13 protein-coding genes are annotated in these 13,625 nt (G+C 71.4%); 6 read left to right on the top strand and 7 right to left on the bottom strand.

Annotation, left to right across the window (positions count from 1 at the left end; genetic code table 11):
* Positions 1–59 precede the first annotated feature (59 nt).
* Positions 60–998: a tRNA (adenosine(37)-N6)-dimethylallyltransferase MiaA gene (gene miaA, locus ABZT06_RS03635; RefSeq protein ID WP_355734234.1), complete on the bottom strand. Its 939-nt coding sequence runs from the start codon at positions 996–998 to the stop codon at positions 60–62.
* 183 nt (positions 999–1,181) lie between these two features.
* Here miaA and ABZT06_RS03630 point away from each other — a divergent pair, with 183 nt between their 5' ends.
* Both ABZT06_RS03630 and ABZT06_RS03625 read left to right on the top strand, forming a co-directional pair.
* Positions 1,182–1,547: a hypothetical protein gene (locus ABZT06_RS03630; protein WP_355734231.1), complete on the top strand. Its 366-nt coding sequence runs from the start codon at positions 1,182–1,184 to the stop codon at positions 1,545–1,547.
* Between the two features lie 24 nt (positions 1,548–1,571).
* A complete protein-coding gene (locus ABZT06_RS03625) occupies positions 1,572–1,841 on the top strand; it encodes an antitoxin (RefSeq protein WP_355734228.1) in 270 nt (89 codons plus the stop codon).
* A gap of 163 nt (positions 1,842–2,004) precedes the next feature.
* Here ABZT06_RS03625 and ABZT06_RS03620 read toward each other — a convergent pair whose 3' ends face one another.
* From ABZT06_RS03620 to miaB, 3 genes are read right to left on the bottom strand one after another with little or no spacing between them, the layout of a single operon-like run.
* Positions 2,005–2,712, bottom strand: coding sequence for a class III extradiol dioxygenase subunit B-like domain-containing protein (locus tag ABZT06_RS03620; protein ID WP_355734227.1), 708 nt, complete (start codon positions 2,710–2,712; stop codon positions 2,005–2,007).
* Positions 2,713–2,722: 10 nt separating this feature from the next.
* Complete coding sequence (locus ABZT06_RS03615) at positions 2,723–3,019, bottom strand: hypothetical protein (protein ID WP_355734224.1); 297 nt, start codon at positions 3,017–3,019, stop codon at positions 2,723–2,725.
* A gap of 28 nt (positions 3,020–3,047) precedes the next feature.
* On the bottom strand, positions 3,048–4,574 hold the full coding sequence (gene miaB / locus ABZT06_RS03610) for a tRNA (N6-isopentenyl adenosine(37)-C2)-methylthiotransferase MiaB (protein ID WP_355734221.1): 1,527 nt from the start codon (positions 4,572–4,574) through the stop codon (positions 3,048–3,050).
* 557 nt (positions 4,575–5,131) lie between these two features.
* Here miaB and argG point away from each other — a divergent pair.
* A complete protein-coding gene (argG, locus tag ABZT06_RS03605; protein ID WP_355734217.1) occupies positions 5,132–6,586 on the top strand; it encodes an argininosuccinate synthase in 1,455 nt (484 codons plus the stop codon).
* 101 nt (positions 6,587–6,687) lie between these two features.
* On the opposite strand, the gene rutA is transcribed toward argG, so the two are convergent.
* The gene (gene rutA / locus ABZT06_RS03600; RefSeq protein ID WP_355735494.1) at positions 6,688–7,761 is read right to left on the bottom strand and encodes a pyrimidine utilization protein A; all 1,074 of its coding nucleotides are present in this window, start codon (positions 7,759–7,761) and stop codon (positions 6,688–6,690) included.
* A 169-nt stretch (positions 7,762–7,930) separates the two neighbouring features.
* Here rutA and ABZT06_RS03595 point away from each other — a divergent pair, with 169 nt between their 5' ends.
* Together ABZT06_RS03595 and ABZT06_RS03590 are read left to right on the top strand one after the other, a co-directional pair.
* Entirely contained in the window at positions 7,931–10,819 is a 2,889-nt protein-coding gene (locus tag ABZT06_RS03595; RefSeq protein ID WP_355734214.1) for a SpoIIE family protein phosphatase, read from the top strand.
* Between the two features lie 100 nt (positions 10,820–10,919).
* Positions 10,920–11,387: a hypothetical protein gene (locus ABZT06_RS03590; protein WP_355734211.1), complete on the top strand. Its 468-nt coding sequence runs from the start codon at positions 10,920–10,922 to the stop codon at positions 11,385–11,387.
* On the opposite strand, the gene ABZT06_RS03585 is transcribed toward ABZT06_RS03590, so the two are convergent.
* Positions 11,374–12,027, bottom strand: a complete 654-nt coding sequence (locus ABZT06_RS03585) for a response regulator transcription factor (RefSeq protein WP_355734208.1) — start codon at positions 12,025–12,027, stop codon at positions 11,374–11,376. The genes ABZT06_RS03590 and ABZT06_RS03585 overlap by 14 nt on opposite strands.
* Positions 12,027–13,061, bottom strand: coding sequence for a HAMP domain-containing sensor histidine kinase (locus ABZT06_RS03580; RefSeq protein ID WP_355734206.1), 1,035 nt, complete (start codon positions 13,059–13,061; stop codon positions 12,027–12,029). The genes ABZT06_RS03585 and ABZT06_RS03580 overlap by 1 nt, the downstream gene beginning before the upstream one ends.
* A 74-nt stretch (positions 13,062–13,135) precedes the next feature.
* Between ABZT06_RS03580 and ABZT06_RS03575 the strand changes: the two genes are divergently transcribed.
* Positions 13,136–13,621, top strand: a complete 486-nt coding sequence (locus ABZT06_RS03575; RefSeq protein ID WP_355734203.1) for a TrkA C-terminal domain-containing protein — start codon at positions 13,136–13,138, stop codon at positions 13,619–13,621.
* The last annotated feature ends 4 nt before the right edge of the window (positions 13,622–13,625 follow it).

The raw sequence follows: 13,625 nt of genomic DNA, 5'->3' as shown, positions 1-13,625 counted from the left end.
TGATGGCACGGCGCCGGAGGCCGGGATGACGGCCGGAGCGTCCCGATGCCAGGACGTGATCAGGCTGTGACCGGTCGTTCGACCAACGCCAGCGCGAGCTGCGGAAGTTCTGTGAGATGCGCCGCAGCCCCACTCAACCAATGCACCCGCGGATCGCGCCTGAACCATGAATCCTGACGGCGCGCGAAGCGTTTCGTGGCCCGGACGGTCTCAGCCCGCGCGTCCTCCATCGTGCACTCCCCGGAGAGCGCCGCGAGCACCTGTTGGTACCCGAGCGCGCGCGAGGCTGTGCGCCCCTCGCGCAACCCCTGCCCCTCCAGCTTTCGCACCTCCTCCACGAGGCCCGCCTCCCACATCCGGTCGACGCGGCGCGCGATGCGCTCGTCGAGCTCGGGCCGGGCGACATCGACGCCGATCTGGACGGTGTCGTAGACGGAGTCGTGGCCGGGGAGGTTGGCGGTGAAGGGTTTGCCGGTGATCTCGATCACTTCGAGGGCCCGGACGATACGGCGGCCGTTGCTGGGCAGGATCGCCTGCGCGGCGCCGGGGTCGGCGGCGGAGAGGCGGGCGTGCAGCGCGCCCGAGCCGCGCAGCACGAGCTCCTCCTCCAGGCGGGCCCTGACCTCGGGATCGGTACCGGGGAACTCCAGGTTGTCGACGGCCCCGCGGACGTACAGTCCGGAACCGCCGACGAGGATCGGCCAGCGGCCGTCGGCGAGCAGTGCGTCGATCCTGGCGCGGGCCAGCCGCTGGTACTCGGCGACGGACGCGGTGACGGTCACGTCCCAGATGTCCAGGAGGTGGTGCGGGACGCCGTCGCGTTCGGCGGGCGTCAGCTTGGCGGTGCCGATGTCCATCCCTCGGTACAGCTGCATGGAGTCGGCGTTGACGACCTCGCCTCCCAGTCGCTGGGCCAGGAAGACGCCCAGATCGGACTTTCCGGCCGCGGTGGGTCCGACGACGGCGATGACGCGGGGTGCGGGGGGTGCGCTGCTCACCGCCCCAGTCTCGCAAACCTGGGGGCACCACCTCGAACGAGTTACGTGACGGCCCGGGTCCGGCGTCGTTGCCAGTTGCGTGGTTTCCGCCGCCCTGTTCACGGAGGCGGCGATCCGGGTGGCGCAAACGGGCGCACCGGACGACGCGGGATTTCCCTCGCACGAGTAGCGTATGGAGCGGATATGGGCGTTTTTGCACGACTTCTCCGAAGGTCCAAGGTCACGGAGGAGGTGTCAACCGCTGAGACTCAGGCCGACATCCCGACGGCCGGGTCCGCGGCGGAGGAGGCGGCAGAAGCGAAGGGATCGACGGACGCCGAGGCTGAGGCCGAGGCCGAGGCCGAGGCCAAAGCCGGGACCGAGACCGGGACCGAGACCGAGGGCGAGACCCAGGTCGAGGACACCGCGGCCGTCGAGGCCGAGGACACGGACGGGTCGACGGCGACGGAGGCCGTCGAGGACGCTGCCGCCGAGGGCGTCGAGATCCCCAAGCAGCAGTCCGCCGAAGAGGCGGCCGACCATGAGGCCGGCGAAGGCGCCCGTACGTAACTGTCCCGCGTGGGAAGGTGAACGATGGGTCTCATGAACAGCCTGAAGGCCAAGCTCAGCCCGGCCAAGGACAAGGTCTCCGGCCTCGCGCAGCAGCACGGGGACAGGATCCAGCACGGTCTCGACAAGGCCGCGAAGGTCGTGGACGAGAAGACCAAGGGCAAGTACAGCGGCAGGATCCAGAAGGGCACCGGCAAGGCCAAGGACGCCATGGACCGACTCGCGCACAACGACGGCACGCAGGGACCGGGGGGCGGCAGCGCGCCGCCGACCTCACCGCCGCCGGCTTCCTGAACGGCAGCACGGCACACCGACGGACGGCCACGGGGCAGGACGCCCCGGGCCGTCCGCCGTTTGACGGCCGGAGCCCAGGGCCCCGCCCAGGGCTCCGCCACGGCCTCTGCGGCCCTCGCGGCTCTTGCACGGCCGTCAGGAACAAGACTTCAGGAACAAGGCTTCAGGACCAGGTCGCGACCAGGTACCCCACGCCGTACGGCGCGCCCTCGTACAACAACGAGCCGCCCAGGTTCGCGCCCTCGGCCGCGCCCGCGAGGACCTGCCAGCAGGCCCGGCCGGAGGCCTTCAGTTCGTACGCCAGCTCGGCGTCCAGTGCTCGCAGGGCCGCCACGTCGGCCGCGGCCAGCGCACGCGCGACCTCCGCGTCGAAGGGGGCCGCGCGCTCGTCGAGGTAACCGGGTGCCTTGAGTGTGCGGCAGGCGCTGGCGTCGCCCATCACCAGCAGCGCCACCCGCTCGGCCCGGGCGGCGATGTCCCTTCCGCTCTGGATACACCGCTCGGGCTCCAGAGGTTCCCCGACGCCGAGTCCCTCGATCGGGGCGGCGGACCAGCCGGTGCGCTCCAGCAGCCAGGCGGCGACGGCGAGGGAGGGCGGGAGTTCACGCCCGGAGTCTTCGTCCCTGCCGAGCCGCACGTCGAGGTCCACGCCGAAGCCACGGAAGGACCCGTGGCTGCCCTCCGGAAGCACGCCGCGCCCACTCCGCTCCGCGGGCCCGACGACCACGAGCAGTTCGGGCCGGGCGGCCGCGAGCACTCCTAGCGCGTCCGTGCAGGCGGCTCGCGCCGCGTCCAGCTCGGGCGCGGCGCCCGCGGCGACCGTGGGGACGAGAAGAGGCGGGCAGGGGCAGGCAGCAGCGGCGACAAGCATGGTCGGGAGCCTACTTCCACGCCCAGGGCCAGGACTCCGGATGGGTGCTCCACGCCAGCTCGGCGAGCCTGTACATCACGCGGTGCGTGGACATCGCGCCCTCGACGTTCACGTAGTAGGCGTCGCCGTCGCCGATCCGGTAGACCTGTCGGCGCTTCTGGCGCAGGCCGACGCCCGGGCGGTGCGTGCAGGCGATCTCGTACAGGCGGGCCCGGGCCTCGTCCTGGGTGCCCTCGAAATGCGCCACCTCGTCGACGTCGTTCTGATTGCCGATGCTGCGGTCGACGACCACCACCCAGCGCCCCATGCCCCGCCCCTCGAGTCCCCGGCGACGCTCAGTGCGCCGCGCAACCGCCCGTCGCCGCCGGCAGCGGCTCGGGAACCCCGATCTTCGGGAGGCCCAGCATGACACCCGCGGGCTTGGCGGCCTCGGCCGCGTTCCGCTTCTCCCACGCGTCACCCGCGCGCGTGCGGCGCACGTCGAGGACGGCGCCCTCGGCGAGGAGGTGGTGCGGGGCGGCGTAGGTGATCTCGACCGTGACCACGTCGCCGGGACGGACCTCTTGGTCGGGCTTGGTGAAGTGGACCAGGCGGTTGTCCGGGGCACGGCCGGAGAGGCGGTGGGTGGCGCCGTCCTTGCGGCCCTCGCCCTCGGCGACCATCAGCTCCAGGGTGCGGCCGACCTGCTTCTTGTTCTCCTCCCAGGAGATCTCCTCCTGGAGGGCGACGAGACGCTCGTAACGCGACTGCACGACCTCCTTGGGGATCTGCCCGTCCATGGTCGCCGCGGGGGTTCCGGGGCGCTTGGAGTACTGGAAGGTGAAGGCGTTCGTGAAGCGGGCCTCGCGGACGACGTGCATGGTCTGCTCGAAGTCCTCCTCGGTCTCGCCGGGGAAGCCCACGATGATGTCGGTCGAGATCGCGGCGTCCGGCATGGCGGCGCGGACCTTCTCGATGATCCCGAGGTAGCGGTCCTGGCGGTAGGAGCGGCGCATCGCCTTGAGGACCGTGTCCGAGCCGGACTGCAGGGGCATGTGCAGCTGCGGCATGACGTTCGGGGTCTCCGCCATCGCCGCGATCACGTCGTCCGTGAAGTCGCGGGGGTGGGGAGACGTGAACCGGACGCGCTCCAGGCCCTCGATGGAGCCACACGCGCGCAGCAGCTTGCTGAAGGCCTCACGGTCGCCGATGTCGGAGCCGTACGCGTTGACGTTCTGGCCGAGCAGGGTGATCTCGGAGACGCCCTCGCCGACCAGCGCCTCGATCTCGGCGAGGATGTCGCCGGTGCGGCGGTCCTTCTCCTTGCCGCGCAGTGCCGGGACGATGCAGAAGGTGCAGGTGTTGTTGCAGCCGACGGAGATCGACACCCAGGCCGCGTAGGCGCTCTCGCGCCGGGTCGGCAGCGTGGACGGGAACGCTTCCAGTGACTCGGCGATCTCGACCTGCGCCTCTTCCTGCACGCGCGCGCGTTCCAGCAGGACGGGCAGTTTGCCGATGTTGTGCGTGCCGAAGACGACGTCGACCCAGGGCGCCTTCTGCACGATGGTGTCCCGGTCCTTCTGCGCGAGACAGCCGCCGACCGCGATCTGCATACCGGGCCGCGAGACCTTGCGGGGCGCGAGTCGGCCGAGGTTGCCGTAGAGCCGGTTGTCGGCGTTCTCCCGCACCGCGCAGGTGTTGAAGACAACGACGTCCGCGTCCCCGTCCGAACCCTCGGGGGCGGGCACGTATCCCGCCTCCTCCAGCAGCCCTGACAATCGCTCGGAGTCGTGGACGTTCATCTGGCACCCGTAGGTGCGCACTTCGTACGTTTTCGGAGATGAAACGTCCACTGCCGGGCTCCGGTCGCTGCTGATGGTCATGGGTCAAGGGTAGGTGCTCCACGAAGACCGTCGGCCCGGCGCCCGGTCGAGGACGGGCTCAGCCGGGCCGCTCCGGTCGGCGGACGGTCGAGGGCCGGTCGACGAAGACCACGGAGCGGGGGCCCGGTGCCCCTGGTGACGACAGCTGAGCAGCGGGGCAGGACCAGGGTGCCGACGTAGGCGGCGGACAGCTGGTGCCGTTGGGGTCCGTGTCGGCGGACGGCAGCAGACAGGCGCGGGGGGTCTCGTCGAGGGTCAGGAGCCACAGGTGCCATAGCGATCGTCGTGACGGTGCCGAGAAGGGCCGACAGCCGGGACCTGGAGAGATGGGGGCGATCCTCAGAGCCGGCAGTCTGCCGGCACCCTCCGCGCGGCACCAAGACCGCCCGGGACTCCCGTGCACCCGGAGACCGACGGCGGCGCGGTCGACCTGGCGGTGCCGTTCGAGCTGTACGCACTCCTGATCTTCGAGACGGCGAGCGCCGATGACGTGCGTCCCGCAGGCGGCCAGCACCAGGGGCTTTGCATGACCATACGTGGTGATGCATAATCTTCCTATGTCCAAGGTCCTCACGTCCCTCCCCGCCGGCGAACGCGTCGGCATCGCCTTCTCCGGCGGTCTCGACACCTCCGTCGCGGTCGCGTGGATGCGCGACAAGGGCGCCATCCCCTGCACCTACACCGCGCACATCGGCCAGTACGACGAGCCCGACATCGACTCGGTGCCCGACCGCGCGAAGACCTACGGTGCCGAGATCGCGCGCCTGGTCGACTGCCGGGCCGCGCTGGTCGAGGAGGGACTGGCCGCGCTCACCTGCGGGGCGTTCCACATCCGCTCGGGCGGGCGGGCGTACTTCAACACCACGCCGCTGGGCCGTGCCGTCACCGGCACGCTGCTGGTGCGGGCGATGATGGAGGACAACGTCCAGATCTGGGGCGACGGTTCGACCTTCAAGGGCAACGACATCGAGCGGTTCTACCGCTACGGCCTCCTCGCCAACCCGAACCTGAGGATCTACAAGCCCTGGCTGGACGCGGACTTCGTGACCGAGCTCGGCGGCCGCAAGGAGATGTCGGAGTGGCTGGTCGCGCATCAGCTGCCGTACCGGGACTCGACGGAGAAGGCGTACTCCACCGACGCCAACATCTGGGGTGCCACGCACGAGGCCAAGACCCTGGAGCACCTCAACACCGGCATCGAGACGGTCGACCCGATCATGGGCGTCAGGTTCTGGGACCCGTCGGTCGAGATCGCGCCCGAGGACGTGACGATCGGCTTCGACCAGGGCCGCCCGGTGACCATCAACGGCAAGGAGTTCGGCTCCGCCGTCGACCTGGTCATGGAGGCCAACGCCATCGGCGGCCGGCACGGCCTGGGCATGTCCGACCAGATCGAGAACCGGATCATCGAGGCGAAGAGCCGCGGCATCTACGAAGCGCCCGGCATGGCCCTGCTGCACGCGGCCTACGAGCGTCTCGTCAACGCGATCCACAATGAGGACACCGTCGCCCAGTACCACAACGAGGGCCGGCGCCTGGGCCGTCTCATGTACGAGGGCCGCTGGCTGGACCCGCAGGCCCTGATGATCCGCGAGTCACTCCAGCGCTGGGTCGGCGCCGCCGTCACCGGCGAGGTCACCCTGCGGCTGCGGCGCGGCGAGGACTACTCGATCCTCGACACCACGGGCCCGGCGTTCTCGTACCACCCGGACAAGCTGTCGATGGAGCGCACCGAGGACTCCGCCTTCGGTCCCGTGGACCGGATCGGCCAGCTCACCATGCGCAACCTCGACATCGCCGACTCCCGCGCCAAGCTGGAGCAGTACGCCGGTCTCGGCCTGATCGGCACCGGCAGCCCCACGATCGGCGCCTCCCAGGCGGCGGCCACGGGTCTCATCGGCACCATGCCGGAACTCCCCGAGGGCGGAGCCGAGGCGATCGCGTCCCGCGGCGAGGTCTCGGAGGACGAGGCCCTGCTGGACCGGGCGGCGATGGAGTTCGGCACGGACTGACACACGTCCCGACAGTGAGCGAGGCCGGTGCTACCCCGCACCGGCCTCTTCTCATGCCCGACTCCGCCGACACCTCCGCGGGCAAGCACGCCGCCGCCTTCTCAGGCCCGCCCCTCCCGCGACCGCATCAACGGCTGGATCCGCGTCCCGAACTTCTCGATCCCGTCGAGGAAGTCGTCGAAGACCAGCATGATCCCCTTGGTCCCCTCGACCCCGGCGATCTCGTCGAGCATGCGCGCGACACTCTCGTACGACCCGACGAGCGTCCCCATGTTGAAGTTCACGGCGCCCTCGGGCAGCACGATGGTGCGGGCCGTGGAGGAGTCGTCGGCGGTGGTGTCCGTGGCCGACTCCCCCGCCATGTAGGCCAGCGCCGCACGGTCCGCGTTGTCGTGATAGTCCTGCCACTTCGCGCGGGCGGCCTCGTCGGTCTCGTCGGCGATGACCATGAAGAGGGACAGCGCGCCGACGTCCCGGCCGGTCTCCCGCGCCGCGTCGACCAGCGTGGCCGCGCTCTCCGCGAAGGCGAGCGGGGTGTTCACGCCGCTGCCCAGGATGAAGTTGTAGTCGGCGTGCCCGGCGGCGAACCGCATGCCCGTGCCGCTCTGCCCGGCGGCCACGATGTCGATGTGCCCGCCCGCCGGCCGCGGCGAGAGCACGCAGTCGTCCATCTCGTAGAACTCGCCCTTGAAGTTGCTGACGCCCTCGCTCCACAGCTCCTTCATCACCGTCACGTACTCGACGGCACGCGCGTACCGGTTGCCGAAGTGCTCGTCGCCGGGCCACACGCCCATCTGCGTGTACTCGCCGGGCGCCCAGCCGGTGACGATGTTGACGCCGAACCGTCCAGGGGCGATGGAGTCGACGGTGACCGCCATGCGCGCGACGATCGCCGGCGGAAGGGCGAGGATCGGCGTGGAGGCGTACAGCCTGATCCGCTCGGTGACCGCGGCCAGCCCCGCCATCAGCGTGAACGACTCCAGGCAGTGGTCCCAGAACTCGGTGTCGCCGCCGAAACCCTTGAGTTTGATCATCGAGAGGGCGAAGTCGAGCCCGTGCTCCTCGGCCTTCTGCACGACCGCCTTGTTGAGCTCGAAGGTCGGCATGTACTGCGGGGAACTCTTCGAGATGAGCCAGCCGTTGTTGCCGATGGGGATGAAGACACCGATGTCCACGCCGCTCCTCATGATCGAAGACTGCCCGGTCGGACGGGACGGTACACGACCGAGGTTTTGGCAACTTCCCGTGAAGCATGGGTAGTTGAGGTAAGGGAATGCCGGGAATCAGCTCGTCGGAAACGGTGAAGCAGGTTTCGAAGACAAACGGGAACGATAAGTTCCCTCCATGAACGCGCGGCTCGCTCTTCTCGGCACGGTCACCCCTGGTGCGACCGAGAGCGAGGTCTTCCGGCTGGCGCTCGGGCACGCGGTCGGTGAGCTGAGCGCGCTCGGCGGGACCATGCACCTGCGCGGCCCGATGTCGGCCCTGCGTCTGGTCTCGTCCCTGGGTCTGCCGCCCGCCCTCACCCGCTCCTGGGAGATCGTCGACCAGGAGGGCCCGCTGGCCCCGGCCCGGGCGCTCCAGCAGGGCAGGGGCGTCTGGGTGCCGCTGTCCCAGGACGCACCGGAGCAGGACCGCTGGCCCGGCACCGGCCTCGCCGCCCTGCCCGTGTTCAGCGGCCGGCGCAGCATCGGCGCGCTGACGGTCCTGGCCGGTGAGCGGGGCGAACCCACCCCGGAGCACTGGGCCTTCCTGCGGGACGTGGTCGCCTGGACCGAGGACCGCATGGCCCAGGCACCACCGCCGGCCGGGCCCTCCCAGGCGGAGCTGGGCGGCGAGCGGCTCCGGCAGGCCCTCAAGGAGGTCCAGGTCGGCTCGTGGGACTGGGACATCCGCAACGGCGACCTGATCTGGGACGAGGCCGCCCTGGCGCTGTACGGCACCCGCCCGGCCGACTTCACCGGCCGGATCGACAACTGGATGCGGATCGTCCACCCCGACGACCTGGCACCCACGCTGGCGGCGGCGCAGCAGGCCATCCTCGACCACTCCGTCTACGAGGCCGAGTACCGCGTACGACGCCTGGACGGCACCTGGGGCTGGACGCAGGCCCGCGGCCGGGCGACCTACGACGAGCGTGGCGAGCCGCTGCGGATGATCGGGGTGGGCTGGGAGAGCAACGAGTCGCGCACCGCGCGGGACGCCCTCGGCAGGGCCCTGAGACACATGAGCGACGGCTTCCTCGCGGTGGACGACGAGTGGCGGATCACCTTCGCCAACCTGGAGGCGGAACGCTTCCTCGGCTTCTCCGAGGAGGAGTTGTTCGGACGCCTGCTGTGGGACCTGCCCGCCACCCGGCAGGTGCCGGGTCTGAAGGAGAGCTGCCTGGCGGCCGGGGCCGAGGAGAAGCCCGCCGGGTTCGACGTGTACATCGCGGACTGCCGGCGGCGGCTGCATGTGCGGCTGGTGCCGGGGCCCGACGGCCGCACCCTCTACTTCCAGGACGTCACGGAGAAGCGCCGGCTGGCCCAGGAGCGGCAGGCGGCGGAGCGGGCCGCGGCCGAACGGGCGGTGCGGATCGCCGAGCTGACCACGGAACTCGCCAAGGCGACGACCTCCCGGGACGTGGTGGACGCGGTCGCCCGCCGGGTGCTGCCGCCGTTCGCCGCCTCCGGGCTGATGGTCCAGGTCAGCGAGGGCGACCGGCTCCACCACGTCGGAGCGGTCGGTTACCCCCGGGACTTCGTGGCCCTCCTCGACAGCCGCCGCAGGGCGACGACCGGGGACCCCGCCTGGGACACGATCGCGTCCGGCCTCCCGCTGTTCATGTCCTCGGCCCACGAGTACGCCGCCCGCTATCCCGAACTGGCCGACTTCCCCGCCCGCGGCGACAAGAAGTCCTGGGCGTTCCTGCCGCTGACGGCGTCCGGGCACACCTTCGGCGTCTGCGTGGTCTCCTTCGACCGGCCGCGGCTGCTCGACGACGAGGAACGCGCCCTGCTCACCACGATCACCGCCCTCGTCGCCCAGTCCCTGGAGCGGGCCCGCCTCTACGACGCCGAGCACACCCGGTCCCGGGAACTCCAGCGCAGCCTGCTCCCCCAGGCGCTGCCCGACCTGCCCGCGTGCACGGCGGCCGCGCGCTATCTGCCGGCCGGGCCCGGAGCGGACGTGGGCGGCGACTGGTACGACATCATCCCCCTGTCCGGCGGACAGGTCGCGCTGGTCGTCGGCGACGTGATGGGCCACGGTCTGCCGGAGGCGGCCACCATGGGACGGCTGCGTACGGCGGTGCACACCCTGGCCGACCTGGAGCTGCCGCCCGACGAGATCCTCGGCCACCTCAACGACATCGTCGGCGGCATGAGCGAGGCGTCGTACGCCACCTGTCTGTACGCGCTCTACGACCCGACGACGCGGGTCTGCTCCATCGCCCGGGCCGGCCATCCACCGCCCGCTCTGGTACGTCCCGACGGAACCGTGCACTTCCCCGAACCGGACGCCGATCCCCCGCTGGGCGCGGCCAAGCCGCCGTTCGAGACGGCCGAACTGGAGGTGCCCGAGGGCAGTCTGCTGGTGCTGTACACCGACGGACTGGTCGAATCGGCGAGGCGGGAGATCGACGAGGGCATGGCCGAGCTGGCGCGGCTGCTGGGCGCCGCCCACGCCGACGGGACCGCCGTAGACCTTGAACGGCTGTGCGACAGGCTGACGGCCGGTCTGCTGCCGGCGGACCAGCAGGCGGCCGACGACGCGGCGTTCCTGGTGGCCCGCCTGCACGCGCTGCCTGCCGACCGGATGGCCGCCTGGTCGCTGCCCGAGGACCCGAAGGCGGCGAGCCAGGCCCGCGGGCACGTCCGAGAACAGCTCGCGGCCTGGGACCTCGACGACCTGTCCTCCACCACGGAGCTCTTGGTCAGCGAGCTGGTGGGCAATGTCGTCCGGCACGCCCGCGGCCCGGTCCGGCTGCGCCTGCTGCACACCACCGTGCTGATCTGCGAGGTCTACGACGGCAGCCAGACCATGCCCCGTATCCGCCACGCCACGGAGACCGACGAGGGCGGCCGGGGCCTCCAGCTCATCTCGGCGCTCTCCAGCCGCTGGGGCGCCCGCTACACCCCCACGGGCAAGTGCATCTGGACGGAACAGTCCCTGCGGGGTCCGGACCAGCCCCCGGAGGAGCTCTTCCTGAACCCCGCCGACCTCGACGAGGACTGGGACGCACTCCTGTGATCACGCGTGCCCGTTCGGCCCCGCACAACGGGCCGGACGCCGGGCACGTTCCTAGGGTCGAGGTGACGGCTGTTCAGGCCCCGCCCGAAAGGCACGACCCATGGCAATACGCATCACGCTCACCGGCGCAGTACTGGCCGTTCTGGCCACCGCAGGACCGCTGACCGGCGTCGCACACGCTCAAGGCGACCTGGACTGCGCGGACTTCGCCTACCAGGAGGACGCGCAGGCAGAGTTCGATCTCGACCGCACCGACCCCGACCGGCTCGATGAGGACCAGGGTCCGGACGACGGCATCGCCTGCGAGGCGCTGCCGCGAAGGGACACCGCCGCCGTGAGTGTCGCCACCCCACTCACCACGCCACCCGCCACACTGCTTCCCACGCCAGTCGCCACGCCGCTTCCCACGCTCGGTGTCCAGGGCGGGTCCGGAGGCAGTGTGGGCCCGGCCGGCTTCGAGCGGGCGATCGGGGTGGCACTCGCGCTCGGCGGGGTCGGCCTCGCGGGCGCGTACGTGGTGCGGCGGCGTCGTGCCACGCAGCCGCACGCCCGCCTCAGGGATCGATGAGCCCTGCCCGTATGGCGTACCGGGTCAGCTCCAGGCGGTCCCGCATCCCCAGCTTGGCCAGCAGGTTCGCGCGGTGCCGCTCGACCGTCTTCGCGCTGATGAACAGCAGCTCGCCGATCTCCTTCGTGGTGTGTCCCTCGGCGACGAGCTTGAGGATCTCCTCCTCGCGTTCGGTGACGGCCCGCGCGGGCAGGTCGTCACCGCGGTGCAGCCGGTCGAGGTAGGAGCGGACGAGGGCCCGCTCGGCGCCGGGGTAGACGAAGGACTCGTCGCGTACGGCGGCCCGGCACGCCTCGACGAGGTCGCGGTCGGCGACGGACTTGAGGACGTATCCGCTGGCTCCTGCCTTGAGGGCCTCGAAGAAGTACTGCTCGTTGTCGTACATCGTCAGGATCAGGATCCGCAGGTCCGGCAGCCGCCGGGACAGCTCGCGAGCCGCCTGGAGCCCGGTCATCCGCGGCATGGCGATGTCCAGTACGGCGAGATCGACCTCACGCGCGCGTGCCAGCTCGACCGCCTCGGCACCGTCGCCCGCCTCGGCCACGACCGTGAGGTCCGGCTCCCCCTCGAGAATCAGCCGCACCCCCCGCCGTACGAGAGTGTGGTCGTCGGCGAGCAGCACCCGGGTCGGCTCCGCCATCAGCTCACCCCCGCCGCGACCGGTATCCGCAACCGCACGTCCGTCCCCGGCCCGGCGCCGGCCTCCACCGAGAACACCGCCCCGACCAGCAGCGCCCGCTCCCGCATCCCCTGGATCCCGGCCCCCTCGGCCGCCCCGCCCAGCCCCTTGCCGTTGTCCCGCACGAGGAGCTCGACTCCGCCCGCGACCGACTGGAGCCTGACCTCGGCGCGGTCGGCGGCGGAGTGCCGCGCGGTGTTGGTCAGACCCTCCTGGGCCACCCGGTAGAGCACCAGTTCCGACTCCTCGGTCAGCCGGGGCAGATCGCCGCCGATGTGATGGCGCACGGTCAGCCCGTGCGTGGTGAACTCGGCCGCGAGAGACCGCAGAGCGCTCGACAGCCCGAGCTCCTCGAGCACACCGGGCCGCAGCCGCCGCGCTATCCGACGGATCTCGTCGAGCCCGGCCCGGGTCGCCTCCTGCGCCTGCCCCACTTCCTCCCGCAGTTCCTCCGGCGCCCGGTCGGCGACCCTCTTGAGCTGCAACAGCACGGCCGTCAGCGTCTGCCCGACCTCGTCGTGCAGCTCACGCGCGACGCGGTGCCGCTCCCTCTCCTGCGCGGAGAGCGCGTGGGCCGCACCGGTCGCCCGCTCGGCCTCCAGCCGGTCGAGCATGGTGTTGTACGTCGTGATCAGCGCGGCCGTCTCGGAAGGACCGGAGACGGGGGCACGCACCCCGGGGCGCAGCAGATCGGCGGCGGCCATCGCCCGCCCCAGCCGCTGGAGCGGGGTGAGCCCGACGCGCAGCACCGCCGCATTGGCGGCCAGCAACAGGGCGAGCCCTCCGAGGACGATCACGGCCTCACCCTGTCGGACGGGCGTGGACACGGTGACCGGGCCCAGCAGCAGCGCGGCGGCGACGACGAGGCCCGCGGCGTTGAGCGAGAACATCCGCCAGAACAGCGACACGGCCGTGCCCTCGCCCCCCTCGTACGACGTTCGGGAGACCAGCGTCGCCGGGCCCCGCCGGTCGCGTATATCCGTCACGTCACCCATATCGCCACCGTACGGGGGCCTGGCAGCATGCGAACCCGGCACCCGTGATCACACGAACCACAAGGGGAAGAAACGTGTCTGCTCCACGCCTGAGGGCGACGCCGCTGCCGGGGATCGGGGTCCGGTACGACCTCATGACCCGCGAGGACCGCCAACTCTCCGTGGTGGCGCACCGCGACGGTGCCCGCACGGTGAGCGTGTACCGGGCCGACGACCCCGACTCCTGCGCCCAGTCGCTGCGCCTGACGGGCTCCGAGGCGGGCGCCCTGATCGACGCGCTGAAGCCCTCCCACCACAGCCCGAGCCTCCTCTACACCTCCGACCTGGGCCTGGTGGCCGAGCGCATCGAGGTGGCGGCCGGCTCCCGCTGGAACGGCCGGGTCCTGGGCGACACGAAGATGCGCACGGACACTGGCGCGTCCGTCGTGGCGGCCCTGCGCCGGGCCGAGGCGATCCCGTCGCCGGCACCGGACTTCCGCCTGGCGGGCGGCGACATCCTCATCGTCGTGGGCACCCGCGAGGGCGTGGACGCCGCCGCGGCCGTCCTCGGGCGGGAGTGAGCGC

The organism is Streptomyces sp. NPDC005483, assembly GCF_040606035.1.
Lineage (GTDB): Bacteria > Actinomycetota > Actinomycetes > Streptomycetales > Streptomycetaceae > Streptomyces.
The sequence above is the reverse complement of the archived record's forward strand: the minus strand, read 5'-3'. Positions and strand labels throughout refer to the sequence as shown.

Coding starts and splice junctions, on each gene's coding strand:
- miaB (WP_355734221.1), bottom strand. CDS start 4,574: ATGACCATCAGCAGCGACCGGAGCCCGGCAGTGGACGTTTCATCTCCG.
- ABZT06_RS03580 (WP_355734206.1), bottom strand. CDS start 13,061: ATGGGTGACGTGACGGATATACGCGACCGGCGGGGCCCGGCGACGCTG.
- ABZT06_RS03595 (WP_355734214.1), top strand. CDS start 7,931: ATGAACGCGCGGCTCGCTCTTCTCGGCACGGTCACCCCTGGTGCGACC.
- ABZT06_RS03585 (WP_355734208.1), bottom strand. CDS start 12,027: ATGGCGGAGCCGACCCGGGTGCTGCTCGCCGACGACCACACTCTCGTA.
- ABZT06_RS03630 (WP_355734231.1), top strand. CDS start 1,182: ATGGGCGTTTTTGCACGACTTCTCCGAAGGTCCAAGGTCACGGAGGAG.
- ABZT06_RS03615 (WP_355734224.1), bottom strand. CDS start 3,019: ATGGGGCGCTGGGTGGTGGTCGTCGACCGCAGCATCGGCAATCAGAAC.
- argG (WP_355734217.1), top strand. CDS start 5,132: ATGTCCAAGGTCCTCACGTCCCTCCCCGCCGGCGAACGCGTCGGCATC.
- ABZT06_RS03620 (WP_355734227.1), bottom strand. CDS start 2,712: ATGCTTGTCGCCGCTGCTGCCTGCCCCTGCCCGCCTCTTCTCGTCCCC.
- ABZT06_RS03625 (WP_355734228.1), top strand. CDS start 1,572: ATGGGTCTCATGAACAGCCTGAAGGCCAAGCTCAGCCCGGCCAAGGAC.
- ABZT06_RS03590 (WP_355734211.1), top strand. CDS start 10,920: ATGGCAATACGCATCACGCTCACCGGCGCAGTACTGGCCGTTCTGGCC.